The 14736-nt window shown below is 56.1% G+C and carries 10 protein-coding genes; 6 read left to right on the top strand and 4 right to left on the bottom strand.

The window, feature by feature from the left end; translation table 11 throughout:
- Positions 1-169: 169 nt before the first annotated feature.
- Entirely contained in the window at positions 170-1573 is a 1404-nt protein-coding gene (locus tag AC2FLJ_RS03435) for an MATE family efflux transporter (RefSeq protein WP_282168617.1), read from the bottom strand.
- A 379-nt stretch (positions 1574-1952) separates the two neighbouring features.
- Here AC2FLJ_RS03435 and AC2FLJ_RS03440 point away from each other — a divergent pair, with 379 nt between their 5' ends.
- From AC2FLJ_RS03440 to AC2FLJ_RS03460, 5 genes are all read left to right on the top strand, one after another.
- The gene (locus AC2FLJ_RS03440; protein ID WP_496704441.1) at positions 1953-3251 is read left to right on the top strand and encodes a GMC oxidoreductase; all 1299 of its coding nucleotides are present in this window, start codon (positions 1953-1955) and stop codon (positions 3249-3251) included.
- The gene (locus AC2FLJ_RS03445) at positions 3248-3679 is read left to right on the top strand and encodes a hypothetical protein (protein ID WP_282168619.1); all 432 of its coding nucleotides are present in this window, start codon (positions 3248-3250) and stop codon (positions 3677-3679) included. Before AC2FLJ_RS03440 ends, AC2FLJ_RS03445 begins: the two co-directional genes overlap by 4 nt.
- A 290-nt stretch (positions 3680-3969) precedes the next feature.
- Positions 3970-5892 carry a DUF3604 domain-containing protein gene (locus AC2FLJ_RS03450; protein ID WP_109311954.1) on the top strand — a complete coding sequence of 641 codons (1923 nt, stop codon included), beginning with the start codon at positions 3970-3972 and terminating at the stop codon, positions 5890-5892.
- A 76-nt stretch (positions 5893-5968) separates the two neighbouring features.
- Positions 5969-6799, top strand: a complete 831-nt coding sequence (locus AC2FLJ_RS03455) for a peptidyl-prolyl cis-trans isomerase (protein WP_496704442.1) — start codon at positions 5969-5971, stop codon at positions 6797-6799.
- Complete coding sequence (locus AC2FLJ_RS03460) at positions 6796-7797, top strand: HupE/UreJ family protein (protein ID WP_496704443.1); 1002 nt, start codon at positions 6796-6798, stop codon at positions 7795-7797. Before AC2FLJ_RS03455 ends, AC2FLJ_RS03460 begins: the two co-directional genes overlap by 4 nt.
- 12 nt (positions 7798-7809) lie before the next feature.
- Here the strand turns inward: AC2FLJ_RS03460 and AC2FLJ_RS03465 are convergent, their stop codons facing one another.
- Entirely contained in the window at positions 7810-10917 is a 3108-nt protein-coding gene (locus AC2FLJ_RS03465) for an ATP-binding protein (protein WP_496704444.1), read from the bottom strand.
- Positions 10918-11209: 292 nt separating this feature from the next.
- Between AC2FLJ_RS03465 and AC2FLJ_RS03470 the strand changes: the two genes are divergently transcribed.
- Positions 11210-12547, top strand: a complete 1338-nt coding sequence (locus tag AC2FLJ_RS03470) for a serine hydrolase domain-containing protein (protein WP_496704445.1) — start codon at positions 11210-11212, stop codon at positions 12545-12547.
- A 31-nt stretch (positions 12548-12578) separates the two neighbouring features.
- Here AC2FLJ_RS03470 and AC2FLJ_RS03475 read toward each other — a convergent pair whose 3' ends face one another.
- Both AC2FLJ_RS03475 and AC2FLJ_RS03480 read right to left on the bottom strand, forming a co-directional pair.
- Positions 12579-13358 (bottom strand): COG3904 family protein, encoded by a 780-nt coding sequence (locus tag AC2FLJ_RS03475; RefSeq protein ID WP_496704446.1) that lies wholly within the window; start codon positions 13356-13358, stop codon positions 12579-12581.
- Positions 13358-14638, bottom strand: a complete 1281-nt coding sequence (locus AC2FLJ_RS03480) for a hypothetical protein (RefSeq protein WP_058274775.1) — start codon at positions 14636-14638, stop codon at positions 13358-13360. Before AC2FLJ_RS03480 ends, AC2FLJ_RS03475 begins: the two co-directional genes overlap by 1 nt.
- Between the last annotated feature and the right edge of the window lie 98 nt (positions 14639-14736).

Here is a 14736-nt window from a genome sequence, read left to right on the forward strand (position 1 = left end):
GGTGCTATTTAAATCAACGCCCCGAAACAACTTGGCGTTTTTTGCAATCATAAGTTCAGCTTACAACGAATTCATGAATTGGCAAATGAGGATGCCTTGGCTGCAAAAAAGGAGACAAAAGTCGCTTCTGGTGACCAAAAATCATTGGTGTTCCAGCGCCCGGGACAGTTCACCACCCCCTGCGCCCAAACAGGGATTGCAGCCGGCTTTGCCCGGCAAATGGGTCGATCTCTGTTGGCGCAGTCAGGCCCGAGACAACGCCGCGCACCATTACCCAGCAGATTGCAGCAAATATCACACCGCCCAGCGCCTGCCCCAACAACACACCTGGAGCGCCAGCCAAATAGGCCCCGGCGACCGCAAAGGGCCACGTGCCCAGCGTATGTCTCCCCCAGTTAACCCACGTGGAATAAATGGGATAGCCAAGGTTGTTGAAGCTTGCATTCGCAACAAAGATCACACCGTTGAAGAACGACGCCAGGGCCAACGGCCCGCAGAACAGATAGATCAGCGCCCGCGTCTCGCCTTGGGCCTGAAACAAGTCGGCGATGGGGGCACGCAGGACGAACAGCACCGCCGCCATCAGAACCACATAGACGGCGGTGAATTTTACGCCTGCCAGGAATGCACCCTTCACCCGACCATATTGCCCTGCCCCAAAGTTCTGCCCCACGATCGGGCCTATGGCCCCGGACAGTGCAAACACGACGGAAAAGGCAACAGGCATCAGCCGTCCTATTACGGCCATGCCTGCCACGGCATCGGTGCCAAACTGCGCAACCTCACGGATCACGATGGCGTTGCCGACCGGCGTGGCGACATTGGTCAGAACCGCCGGTATCGCAATCGCCCGCACCGGCTGGAGGTCTTCCCTCAAGTGCCTCAGCGACGGTCGCGCAAATCCACGGTGCACGCGCACGGCGGGCCGGACCGCTGCTATCAGCATACAGATACGCGCAATGACCGAGGCAATCGCCGCCCCATCCAGGCCAAGACCAACAGCAAAGATCAGGATCGGATCCAAAATTGCGTTTGCCAGCCCGCCGTAAATCGTAGCCTGCATGGACCGGCGCGCATCACCGTGCGCACGCAACACAGCCATACCCGTCATTGCCGCAGCCATCACCCACATGGTCGGCAGAATGATGCTGACATACCGTGCGGCCAATTGCAGAACCTCACCCTGCGCGCCCAGCAAAGACAGCAGAAACTTGATATTAATCATGACCATGGCAGACACAATCAATCCCATCAGAATACCAAGAAGGGCAACGCTGGTTCCGAATTGCCGGGCTTTTTCGGGCCGCCCGGCCCCCAACTCGCGGGCGACAAGAGCCCCGGCTGCGATGGACAGCCCCACATTGATCGAGTTGGTGAAAAACAAAAGCGTGCCCGCATAGCCGACCGCTGCGGCCAACGCGTCGTTGCCCAGCATCGAGATGAACACCATGTCCACGAAATCCACGGCAAAGATTGCCATAAGACCAATGCTGGTGGTCAGCGACATTCGGGTCACGTGCCGCATCAAACTGCCGGTCAAAAAGACAGCCATGCCCTTGGATTGTTGTGTCATTGGCTGGTCCGTCCCTTTGCCCTCACCAGCAATCTGCCCGTGATGGGCACCAATCAGCAACCTCAAACCGCATCTGCGCGCGCCGGAGTCGCCCAATGTTTATTCAATTTGCGAATTAGGCCGCCTTTGCCCATCAATGATCATAGCCCTATCGGCCAGTTGACTTGCGCGCGGCCATTTTCATGCCATACTATGCAGAATTGTTATTCTACGCTGATTTTCAGCCACTTGTTTGTTTGATGAGTAAAAAGGTCAACCTGTTGTCATGCAGCGCGTATCTTTAGACGAAGCCAGCTCTCGTGAATGGGACGTGATAATCGCAGGATCCAGTTTCTCAGCGATGTTCTTCGGTCATGGGCTTCCGCCGGACCTGAATGTGTTGTTCGTCGAAAAGGGCGATGAATACACTCATTCAGACCAGATCGAAAACGGCCCCGCGGTTCAAGAAGCTTTTACACAAAGAAACACGTCCGGGCTGAAAAAAAATTGGCTCGCCTACACTCTACTTGGTGGAAACTCGAATTACTGGTGGGGCAATGTACCCAGGTTCCATCCAAACGACTTTGCCCTGAACAGCAAGTTTGGTGTCGGTATTGACTGGCCTATTAGTTACGATGATCTCGAACCTTATTGGGAACGTGTCGAAGATATCATCGAAGTTGCCGGCGGTCAGTCACAGGATATTCTTCCACGCCGAAAGCCATTTCCCTACCCCGCACATACTCCTTCGCGTGCTGATGCTGCTTTACAGGAATCTTCGCCCCTATGGGTACCTGCATCCAACGCGACGTCAAACGGCGGTTCACGACCAACGTGCTGTGCAAACGGGGTATGTCGGACGTGTCCTATCGACTCCAAATTTACCGTATTGAACAGTTTCGACAAACTCACCCATCCTGGTTCGCACTACCTACTTGGCACCGAAGTGAGGGCGGTAGATATCGAAGGCGGACGCGCACGCGGTATTCGCGTCAAAAGTAACGATGGCAATGAAGTGCGCCTTCGCGCCGACACAGTTGCGCTGGGTACCAATGCAATATTCAACGCAGCCATTTTGAAACGCTCGGACGTTCGCAATGACGCGCTAGGACGGTACCTTCACGAACAAGCGGCAGTGAAAGTCCTAGTGGACACAGCCAAACTAAAGGCTTTTTTTGGTGGCACATCGGAAACCGGACTTGGCTATCATTTTTACCATGACGTAGATCGTAGAACGTCCGCAGCGGTGCTCATCGAAACCATAAACGCACCTGTATCGATCCGAAAAGAACCAGGCAAATGGGCAAACCGTATTAACCTGCGCCTAGCAGTTGAAGATCTTCCCATCGCCGAAAACCGCGTCATTTTGGAAGATGATGAACCAGTCATCGAATGGACTGGATATTCCGACTATGCCAAACGCGGTATAGAGCGAGTAAAGACTGGTCTGCCCGACATAATTCCGGACACAATCGAACATCTGTGGTTTTCAGACATTCTGCCATCTGACGCTCATATCCAGGGCACGCACCGGATGGGCGTTTCCGCCGAAGACTCAGTCGTTGACGACAGGCTGCGCCTACATTCCGCACCCAACGTCTTTGTACTTGGCTCGGGTGCATTCCCCACCTGTTCGCCCGCCAACCCGTCGCTGACAATCTCGGCGCTGGCGCTTCGCGCATCGGAGGCGGTTACATGAAGTTTTCCCGTCGCAAGGTAATCGCGTTAGGTGCAGGGGTCGTCGGCCTTGGCCTGGCATATCGGGGGATCAAAGGGCATGGCATCGCAGCGCATGCGCTGGAGGTGATCCGCGACGTCTACGGCCCCGAGATCGCCGATGATCCGGTAGCACATGAATTTGCACAGGCGTACGAGGATTTCGTCCTTGAGAAAGGTACGCAAGGTCAGGTGTTGGATGTGGTTTACTGGACCGGTCTTCAGGACGTTCCTTTTGTAGACGAAAGGCTCGGCCGGATAAAAGACAGCGTCGTGGACAAGTTTGCGACCTCAACTAATGTGATCCTTGCTACCGAACTCGGCAAGCCACTGGAATTCGTTGCCTTGTTCGATCCATTTCTCAACTCCTGCCAGAACCAACTGGGCGCGCAGGGGTATACCCTGGCGTGATCGCACCACAGTTTCCGATGCGGTATGCGACGGTTCGGGCCTGCAAGCATAAACCACAAAACCGGCGTGGATACTTCTGTTTCGCTACAACTTTCGGGGCGACCTTACCCGTATTCGAGCTGTATTTGAGTTGGTTATCCAAGCACCCCCACCCGCAAAAGGCACCGGCCTGCGCTGGATGCAGGTCCCATGGTAGAAAAATCAGTACAAAAGTTCGTCCAATACATTATAAGAAATGAATATACTGAATTTACGATATTCGATTTGCGCGACGACCTGGGGAGGATTCAATGCTTCGACTTACAACCTGTTTGATCTCTTTGCTGACATTACCATCACTTGTATGGGCAGACGCGGTCCCCAGCAAAGAGGCTGCCGAGGGCACCTTTGCCGACCGCCCATATTCGCCTTACGCCAACCGATCATTTCCTGAACGGCCACTCTGGGGTGACACACACCTGCACACCGGTTTGTCGCTGGATGCGGGCGCATTCGGAAACACCTTGCTTCCTGATGAGGCATGGCGGTTCGCAAAGGGGGAACAAGTTATTTCGTCAACCGGTCAGGCCGTCAGGCTGGCGCGGCCCCTGGATTGGATGGTGCTGACGGATCATACTGATTTGATGGGTTTCGCCCCGGACCTGCAGGCCGGTAAACCTGGCGTTATTGGTGACCCAAAAGGCTTGGAGTGGTACGAGGGATACAAAGCAGGCGGTGAAGAAGCCGGGAAAGCGGCCTTCGACATTATTACAAATTTCTCTCAAATGACCCTGCCGGAAATCCTACTTGAGTCATACAGCCCAGGCGCGGACGCATTCGCATTTACATGGGAAAACATCGTTATGGCAGCGGAACGGCACAACGACCCCGGCAATTTCACCGCCTTTATTGGGTTTGAATGGACGTCCGTTCCCAAGGGGTTCAACCTGCACCGCAATGTCATGCTACGTGACGGACCAATTCGGGCACTGCAAATGGTGCCACCCGTGACTCAGCCTCCTTACGGCGACACCGACCCCAAGGCGCTTTATGCGTGGCTTGAAGAATATCAGGGTAAAACCGGCGGTCGCGCGGTTGCTTTTGCACATAACGGCAACCTGTCAAATGGCTGGATGTTCCCCACTGAGGATACTTATCACGGCGGCAAGGTAGACGAAGAATACGTGCAGAACCGCGCCAAGTGGGAGCCGCATTATGAGGTCACCCAAATCAAAGGCGACGGAGAAGCACACCCCTTCCTAAGCCCGGAAGACGAATTTGCGGACTATGAAAACTGGGACGTCGGCAACCTCGACATTACCGAGCTGAAAACAGAGGACATGCTGGCCGGTGAATATGCCAGAGAAGCCTTGAAACGTGGCCTGATGCTGGAAGAAAAATTCGGGGTGAACCCTTATAAGTTCGGAATGGGTGGGGCAACAGACAGCCACACATCGCTGGCAACAGCTGAAGAGGACAACTTTTTCGGAAAATCCGTCAGCGTTGAACCGTCGGCCACAAGAATCCAGCACCCCTTCATCGCCAATGATCTTGGCGAAATCCCCGGCGACCTTCTTGTCGCATCTGGTTACACTGCCGTCTGGGCCACCGAGAACACGCGTTCCGCGATCTTTGATGCTTTCAAACGGCGTGAAACCTATGCCACGACTGGTCCTCGGATCGGTCTGCGGTTCTTTGGTGGATGGGAATTTGACGAAGCAGATCTTGAGACCCGGTTCCTTGCGGACGTTGGCTACACCAAAGGCGTTCCGATGGGCTCGGACTTACGCCCTAACGAAGGTGATGGAGCGCCTTCATTCCTGATTGCAGCGCTACGCGATCCGGTTGGGGCCAATCTGGACCGGGTACAGGTCGTAAAAGGGTGGCTCGATGGCGAAGGAGAGTTGCACGAGAAAGTCTACGACGTTGCATGGTCGGATGACCGGGCTGCTGATGAAAACGGCAAAGTCCCGGCTGTCGGCAACACCGTCGATATCGAAACCGCCAGCTGGAGTAACACGATTGGAACCGCCGAGCTTGTGTCGGTTTGGGCCGATCCAGACTTTGATCCAAATGCGCGGGCCTTCTACTATGTCCGGGCGCTTGAAATCCCCACACCCCGTTGGGTCCTGTACGACAAGGTCCGGTTCGGTATTGAATTGCCGGAAGAGGCGCAGCTGATCCATCAAGAGCGCGCGTATTCGTCGCCAATCTGGTACACACCTAGCGAATAACCGAACAATACACTAATGACATTGCCGGGCGGTCAATCCCGCCCGGCAATATTGCGACACGACATTGAGAACCCGAATGCAAATTCTAAAACAGCCGTTATTCCACTTCATTTTGATCGGGGTTGCCATTTTCGCTTGGTTTGCATGGGTTTCCCCGCAACAGGACGTCGCTGAAGAAACCGACACGATCACAGTCGACGGTAATGATGTCGCCCTCCTGAAAACACGTTTCCAAAACAGCTGGAACCGCCCACCGACGGAAGATGAGTTACAGGCCCTGATAGACGGGGCGATCCGCGAAGAAGTTCTTGTGCGCGAAGCACGCAAGCTGGGTCTGGATCAAGGTGATCAGGTCATCCGTGCTCGCCTGGCGCAGAAGATGGATTTTCTAACTGACGCAATCGCAGCTTCGATCGAACCCGAGCCCGAAGTGTTGCAAACCTTTCTGAACGAAAACCCGGAACGGTTTACCAAACCGGCACAGATTGCTTTTGATCAGATCTACCTGAACGAGAACGCTGATCTGGATGCCATCGAAAGCGCGATCGAGGCTGCAAACACTCAGCAGGACTGGAGCAGCATCGGATCGACAACTTTACTTCCAAAGTCTATGCCTCTGACAGTAGTGCGAGTGGTGGACGCAAACTTTGGCACTGGCTTTTCGGCGGCTCTGAATTCGTTGGAGCCAGGCAACTGGTCCGGCCCAGTCCGATCCGCATATGGCATCCACGTCGTTCGCGTTACAGACAAACAAGACCCCATATTGCCAAAGCTGGAAGATATCCGCGATACCGTTTTACTGGAATGGCGCCGCGAAGCCGGGTCGGACCTAGCGCAGGCGCAATATGAAAACCTGGCGTCGAATTACCAGGTCGAAACACCCGACATGGGCAAGACGGTCGAATGAAGCGGCTCTTTTGCCTGTTATTTTCGGGCTGGCTGATGTTCGCCGCACAAGCGGGACATGCACATGCACTTGACCCCGGTTATTTGGACCTGCGGCAATTGGCGAGCAACACCTGGCAAGTGCTATGGCGCAAGCCTGATGTGAATGGCCGCCCCATGGGTATCAATGCCATCCTCCCCGCTCACTGTGCCCAAAACCGAGGACCCGAGCCACGGTCCGACGGAACAGCTTGGATCGCGACCTGGGTTCTTGAATGCGAGGACGATATCGCCGGTCACACCATCACCATTGAAGGGCTGGGGCAACAACGAAACGACGTTCTGCTGCGCATCCAACCCATCTCGTCGGAACCATCCACTTTGCGGTTCACGCCCGAGACGCCTGCTTTGATCATACCAGAACAGCCAACGACCTGGTCGGTTCTGAGCAGTTACTTCCGCCTTGGGTTCGAACATATTCTAGAAGGTTGGGATCACCTTCTGTTTGTTTTCGCCTTGTTTGTGCTGGTTCGCGACCCATGGCGCCTGGTCGGGGCGGTGACCGCCTTTACCGTCGCGCATTCCATTACGCTGGCGCTTGCCACACTAGGCGTTCTGAACGTGCCCGGCCCACCGGTCGAAGCCGTGATCGCCTTGTCAATCGTGTTCCTCGCTCTGGAAATCCTCAACCGAAAAGATGGTGAGCTGCGCCTGTCCGAACAATATCCCTGGATCGTCTGCTTTTGCTTCGGGCTGTTGCACGGGCTGGGGTTTGCCGGCGCGCTGGCCGATATTGGAGTTCCAACCGAGGATATCTTCGCCGCACTGCTGGCTTTCAACATCGGGGTTGAGGCCGGTCAACTTTTGTTTATTGCCGTTCTGTCGGCCCTGATCTTAGTGTGGCGCCTTACGCTGCCCGCAATTTCCCAAAGGGCTGGCGTAGTCGCCGTACCCGTCACAGGATATGCCATCGGCTGCGTGTCGATATACTGGTTGGTTGAACGCGTCAGCGGGTTTTGATTGGAGCGACCTCTACTTCGCGGCCTCTTGCTGCTGCAGTAAACGCGCCTGAACCCGGTCCGTTTCCACCTGAGCCCAGCCTTCGTTGGTTAGTTTCTGGTGCTTGCGTGCCTCGATCAATACCTGCTGGGCACCCTCGGGATCACCGGCTTTCAAAATCAGCTCGGCGATTATAGTCAAAAGGAACGGTTTGTAGTTCCCCGCACCACTGCCCCACCAGGCCTCGGCCGCCTGACGTACCGCGCTGATGTTGTTAAAGGTCGGCAGATCATAAGCAGTCGCCCAACTGCGCCACAGATTGGCAGTAACAGTCATGAAGGTAAACGAGTGCCTCTCGGACACCTCTTCAAGCTGTTGAGCGGCTTTCAAAACATGATCCGGTTCACGACGCAAAGTATGCAACATGCAAAGATAGGTCAGCGCCTGGGCGATACTGTGGGCATGCTTTAGGTCCTTGGCGGCATCGACTGCCCTTCGCTGGATATCTACGGCTCGGTCAGGATCGCCTTTCAACCACAGCGCCATGCTTAAAAAACACGACGTTATCGCTGCGTGGTCGGATCCGTAGACATAAGCAAGCCGTCCATGCAGATCGGGTTGATAAAGGTCCATCGCCAACTGTAGATGTTCATGCGCCGCGTCCAGATCACCGATATGCAGCAAGACCGCCCCCATCGCGCGATGGGCAATCATGACATGATGCGCCTCGTCAGACTGACCTGCCAGATCGAGGATTTGCCGCGCTGCGTCCTTTGCCAAATCATATTCGGCCCGCACCAGATGGAACGAATAAAGGCCATTGAGAACAGGAAACAGGTTCTCGGTCTCGTCCAAGCGGTTGCACAGCTTTCGAATTCGGGCATAGACAGCGCCCGTTTCGTCGGCGGCAATGCCAGCCGTCGAACGGGTCACGCCCGCGCGAAGCACTTGTATCTCGACCTCTTTGCGGTCACGTTCAACGGTGCTTTCCAACTCGTGCAACTGCTGTATCGCATGTCCCAGCTGGGTCACCGCTTCGACATTCGCAGAGCGCTCGGCTGCGCGTTGACCTGCAAGGTGCCACTGTTCGATGGCCTCGCGGGGCATTTTCGCCATGGTGTAGTGGTGCGCCAGAACTTCGGGGCCTGCATCTGCGTGACTATGCGTTCCGTGATGCAAGGCCTCTGCTACGCGCGCATGCAACCCGCGGCGTTCGCTTTTCAGGAGGCTGTTATAGGCCGTGTCACGAATAAGAGCGTGACGGTAGGCAAATGTCTCTTCTGCCTTTTTCTGCGCCACGGTGACAATGCCCGCGTCGACCAGCAGATCCAGACCCGCGCGTAACGCTTTATCCCCAAACCCGGACACGCCGGAAATCAATTGATAGGTGAAATGCGGGCCGATCACGGAACCGATTTGTGCGACTTCCTTCGCCGAACTCAAACGGTCCAATCGCGCCATCAACGCATCCTGTAACGTGCTGGGGACCAAAGGCGCGGGACCGGGCGCGCCATCCAACCCAAGTGCATCTGCCCGATCGGCCAATTGACCAGATTCCAGCAAATCCTTTGTCACCTCTTCAACATAGAGGGGAATACCGTTCGTCCGCCCCGCGATCACGCCGAACATTTCGGGCGAGATCGGCTTATCCCCAGCCACCTGATGAACAATCTCGCGGACCTGCGCGAAATCCAACTGCCGGAGAGGGACATGAGTGACGTTGGGCTTGGCGGCCCAATTCGGATCAAAAGCCGTCCGGTACGTCATGACGATCAGAACCGGTACTTCCTGAATTCGGTCCACGATCCGGTCAAGCAAGGTTTTCGTCGTCGGATCAATCCAATGCGCGTCTTCAATGAGGCACAGGATGGGCTTTCGCGCGGCCCGTGCAATAAGCTGACCGGCTAACATGTCCAGGGTCTGATCCATGACTTGCTGTGGTGTCAGATCCAGCGAACCAAGTTGGTCTTCGAATGGGACAGACAAAAGTGCCGCTGCCAGCTTCACGCTGTGGTCAGGCGGATCTTCCAGATGTTTGGCAATTTTCCTGAGCCGGACACTTCCTGTATCTTCAACACGCAGGTCCGCAGCGTTTTCAATCTGACGGATCACAGGGTAGAGCGCACTTGTCTCATGATATGGTGAGCACTGAAACCGCACTTGCAACGCTTCTGCCTTGGCAACACCCAAACGCAGCTCTTCGATCAAGCGGGATTTACCGATACCTGCTTCGCCGGATACCAATGCGACCTGCCCCTGGCCTGCCCGGGCCAGCGCCAATTTGCTGCGCAGAATGTCAAACTCCGGGTCGCGTCCAATCAACGGGCGCAACGCGGTATTGTCCGTCGTCATGAACCGGCTGATCGTCTCTCGTGTTCCTGTGACCTGCCAGGCCTCAACTTCTTTCGCGAAGCCTTTGAGTTTGAACGCACCGCGCAAAACATACTCGAACGCGTCGCCTGCCAGTTGGTGCGTGGTCGGAGCGACGATCAGAGTGCCCGGATCGGCCATAGCCTGAAGGCGCGCTGCCAGGTTTGGCGTTTCGCCCATGGCGGTGCCGTCTTCGAACATGTTTTCACCGCGCAGGTCGCCGACAACGACCAACCCCGTCGCGATCCCTATCCGCACTTCGAGCTTTGCGTGGGTCCGAACTTCCGGCATTTCCTCAATGATCCTCAGCGCCGCACGTATCGCGCGTTCGGGGTCATCCTCATGCGCATGCGGAAAGCCGAAAAAGACCATAATGCCATCGCCATAATAACTTGCGATATGGCCGTCATACGCAGCCACAGCCGCCGCGCAGGTTTCCTTGAACAGGCGCAGAACCTCGGCCAGATCCTCGGGGTCCAAGCGCTGCGCGATCTCGGTGGATCCGACGAGGTCGATGAACATGACAGTCAACTGCCGCCGTTCGGCAACGATTGTCGGGCTGAGGGTCGAATGTAGTGACGGAACGCCAGCCCCGGATTGTTCGCGCAAGGCTTTTGCAAACCGTCGCCTTGGCCCAAGCGGCAGTCCAATTGCGACAAGATCGTCTTCTGTCAGCTCAGGCAGATCACCCACCACTATTTCATGACGGGCGAAGGCCTCGGCGTATTTTGACAGGCCGTTTTTTTCCAGCCAGATCTCGATTTCAGACATGCAATCGTTTCACTTGCGTCCATCCAAACAGGGCTCATTCAAGCGAACGTTCCCTGATTGCGCCCAGGATATCGGAATTGCCGGTTCAGTTACCGGCGTGACCGACAGGGCTTGTCACCATCAAGGACGACCCCAAGGCTTTGGTCAAGTGAAACGAAAAAGGCGGGTCAACAGTTGAAATTGGCCGGAACCTACGCGACGGAATGGTGGTAACCAAAGCCGATACGCTCTTAACTCGGACGAAATCCGGAGAGAAACGGGAGGGGGCCGGTACGACCGGTTCGAAAATCGATTGATCATCAAAGCGCTGAAAATCATCGCAGGCACGCTTATTCTGGGTGTCGTCGCAATTGTGGGCTATCTGCTGATCGCCCCGCCTGACCTCTTGAAGGTTGGGACGAACTATTCGGCCAAGATCGTCTGTTCCAACGTCTTCATAGCCGGGCGCGACCCGGAAGAGGTTTTGACCGTCGATGTTCAGGCCCCGGGGCATCCACTGCTTAGGCAGATCTCGATCGACGTGGACGCCGAAGCCCAAACCGTGACGGCACGTATTTTCCGGTTCTTTGCCCCCGCGACCTCGCAATATCGCGAGGGGCTTGGCTGCACCAATGTCCATGACGCGACGCTCAGCGACGCGACCCTGACCGCGATTGAGCCCTTGCCCACTGGAATCTGGCCCGTCGGTAACGAAGTTCTACTGTCACAAGATCCTGAAGTTGCGCGTATCCTGGCAGATAGCACCCTTCTGGGCGAAGGATACCGCGCAGTGGTTGTCGTGCGGGGTGGGCGTATCGTTGGCGAGACCTATGCGGAGGGGTTTGACGAAAACACGCCTTTGCTTGGGTGGTCGATGACCAAGACGGTTACTGCGGGCTTGATCGGTACCCTGATCAAATCCGGCCAGATGTCGCTGGAGGATACGCTGACCGACAGTTATCCGGACTGGGCACAGGACGGACGCAAAAACATCACCCTTAAGGACATGATGGCCATGTCCAGCGGTCTGCAATGGAATGAGGAATATGGCGACGTCTCGGACGTGACCAAGATGCTGTATCTTAATGATGACATGGCAGGTTTTGTCTCGGGCCGTCCGGCGGAAAGTGAGGTTGGGGCGGACTTCAACTACTCATCGGGGACGACCACAGCCTTGTCGCGCGTCTGGCAGAACAAGCTGACCGATGGCAGCCTAACCTATCCGCAAGAGGCTCTGTTCGAACCATTGGGCATGACATCCGTCGTGCTCGAGACCGACGCGGCGGACACATTTGTCGGGTCCAGCTATATGTATGCCACTGCGCGCGACTGGGCGCGTTTTGGGCAACTTCTATTGCAGAAAGGCGAATGGAACGACCAACAAATCCTGCCCGAGGGTTTTACGGACTGGATGTTTGAGCCGGTTGCCGCATCTGACGGAATGTACGCCAAAGGTCATCTGTGGCTGGACTCTCCGGGTGGGTTACCACCCTATGAAGATGCCGTCTGGCTTCAGGGGCATGACGGGCAGTTTATCGGCGTATTTCCATCCCAAGACATGGTCGTTGTGCGGCTGGGTCTAACACCCTCCCGGCACGGATATTCCTCGTTGCCGCTGGCCGAAGCGCTCATCTCTGTCTTGCAGGATTGATAAGAAGGACCCGCTGGTCGGGTCCTTTTTGCTATTCCAGAATTTGCGTTGCAATACCGGTGCTTGTCAGCTCATCTTCTACAAGGGCATAGATCTGATCCGGCGGCGTGTTCAGAGAATACAACATCAATGCAGGATCGACACCCATGTCGATCAGATGCTGCATCGTCTCGCCCTGTCCTTTCTGGATGCTTTCAACGGCAAAGACCACGGGGATCAGGCGCGGTTGGTCATAGTAATGCTGATGAAGTCCGACAATGCCTTGCAGTGACACGATACGCGCGACCCCACCGGCCAGAATATATGGACAGGCGGACATGCAGACCGCGCCGGGCAGTACGGCCGATGACAACCCGGCCTCGCGTATCTGCGCGCCGATCAACAAAGCTTCGGACACTTGGCCGCCCGGGCTGTGCAGCGCGATCAGGTCGGGTTGTTCTTGCATCTCGGACAAATAGGTATCGAACCGATCAGCATCACCTGTTTCGATCTGACCGCTCACCAGAAGGACCCGCCCCAGATCACCGGCTTGCTTTTCAATAAATTCCAACCGCTTGGGAAAGCTCTGAGGCACCGGCACATCCAGCGGTTGGTCCTGCGGCAACAGCGACGGATCGGTGCGGTCAGTGCGGTACTCGCGCCGCTGATCCCCTGGCGAGATGGGGCCTGTCGGCAGTTCAACCCTTGGCGTAAACGGGTTGGAAACAACGTCGGCCACTTCCGACAGGATCAGAATACCTGCGATCACCAGCTGGAACACCAGCACGTATCGCAGCCCCCTGCGCACATCAATTCGGGACAGGAAGCCCATTATGTTTCGTCTTTTTTCGGCGTGGCGCGATCCAGAATTGCGGCATCTGCGACGCCCATGGTTGCCTCGACATCTTTCATCGCATTCATGGCCGCGCGCAGGTCAGACAGCGTTAACGTGTCCTCAATGCTCATACCGTCCTTCCCGCTTCGGATAGCGGCTTGGGTGATCGCCAGCACGAACACAAGAACGGCTGGCAGCAGGTCGATTGCGATGGCTCCGGCCCAGGACGGCACAAAGTTGTGCGCATACTTGATTACCGCATCTGCACTGGAAATGGGATTATAGGCCGTCTCAATTGGCGGCTCGATCTCCAGAACCTCTTCAGCAGCGGTCCGAAGGGTTTTGCCACGCTGATCAAGTGCGTTCAGGACCGAGTTGATGGTCGATGACTGGGCATCGCGCACCTCGGAACTGCGCCCATCAAGTTCGGGCAGCACGACCGACGACGGCAAATCCCCGGCAGCGCGCGCAACAAGCGGCGCCACGTTGTATTGGTTCAGACGCGAAATCACCCCGGCCAGCTTCACGCTTTCTTCGGAAAACTGCACTGACCGGCGATCAACCGGCCCCGGGGCAACGGTAAGCTCACGCATTCGGGCGAGGATTTCGTTGCCCTGCTGGAACGCATCTTCGATCAGCGGCTGTTGATTGGCGATCTGCTCTTCCAGATTGCGCAGCTCTTCGGCCTTTTGGGTCAGCACGCGAAACACTGCCCCACGGCCCGCCGTGCCCGAAAGATCACCGGATTGCTCCAGCTCGGCCAGTTCCTCGAAGCTTTGACGCGCACGTTCGACCTCGCGCCCCAGCGCCTGACCGCTGAGTGCAATGTCATGCGCCTGCTCAAGCGCCGCCTGGTAGTCGCGCACGGTGTTTTCAAGGTGCTGTTCGACCGCAGCCGCGCCGGCCAGGGCAGCAGCGTTAAGCCAGCTGGACATGGCGATGATTGCAACGGATCCAACGATCGTCGAGACCGTCAGGCCTATGAAACCACTGGCCGTGCGCATCGACGGCAGTAAGCGCAGCATATAGCTCCAGAACACAAAGATGCCGACGGACACTGCGATCGAATAGGCGACCGCAGCGAAGAAGGTCACCGCGCCATTGTCTTCCAGCAATGATGAAACGCCAAGGTAAGTGTAAATACCTGAGGCTATGGCCAAAACACCCAAAGCGGCGGGCGTGAACGTGTCCAACCACGCTAGATGCGCCTCAAGCTCTTTGGCCGTCCGCAGACCCCTCGCCTCCTCCGCGGTCAGTCGGTCCCTTTTCTCTGTCATGTCACCCCACGCTCCAAATCGTTAATCTTTGTTAATCACTAGATAATAACGCACGGGACCATTTGATATGGTCCTATGCGTAACTTCAAGTTGAGCGG

Source organism: Ruegeria sp. CDSA034, from assembly GCF_059612275.1.

What these genes read in the sequence shown, in the direction of transcription:
- AC2FLJ_RS03435 (WP_282168617.1), bottom strand. Translation starts at nt 1,573, where the DNA reads ATGACACAACAATCCAAGGGCATGGCTGTCTTTTTGACCGGCAGTTTG.
- AC2FLJ_RS03445 (WP_282168619.1), top strand. Translation starts at nt 3,248, where the DNA reads ATGAAGTTTTCCCGTCGCAAGGTAATCGCGTTAGGTGCAGGGGTCGTC.
- AC2FLJ_RS03450 (WP_109311954.1), top strand. Translation starts at nt 3,970, where the DNA reads ATGCTTCGACTTACAACCTGTTTGATCTCTTTGCTGACATTACCATCA.
- AC2FLJ_RS03455 (WP_496704442.1), top strand. Translation starts at nt 5,969, where the DNA reads ATGCAAATTCTAAAACAGCCGTTATTCCACTTCATTTTGATCGGGGTT.
- AC2FLJ_RS03460 (WP_496704443.1), top strand. Translation starts at nt 6,796, where the DNA reads ATGAAGCGGCTCTTTTGCCTGTTATTTTCGGGCTGGCTGATGTTCGCC.
- AC2FLJ_RS03465 (WP_496704444.1), bottom strand. Translation starts at nt 10,917, where the DNA reads ATGTCTGAAATCGAGATCTGGCTGGAAAAAAACGGCCTGTCAAAATAC.
- AC2FLJ_RS03475 (WP_496704446.1), bottom strand. Translation starts at nt 13,358, where the DNA reads ATGGGCTTCCTGTCCCGAATTGATGTGCGCAGGGGGCTGCGATACGTG.
- AC2FLJ_RS03480 (WP_058274775.1), bottom strand. Translation starts at nt 14,638, where the DNA reads ATGACAGAGAAAAGGGACCGACTGACCGCGGAGGAGGCGAGGGGTCTG.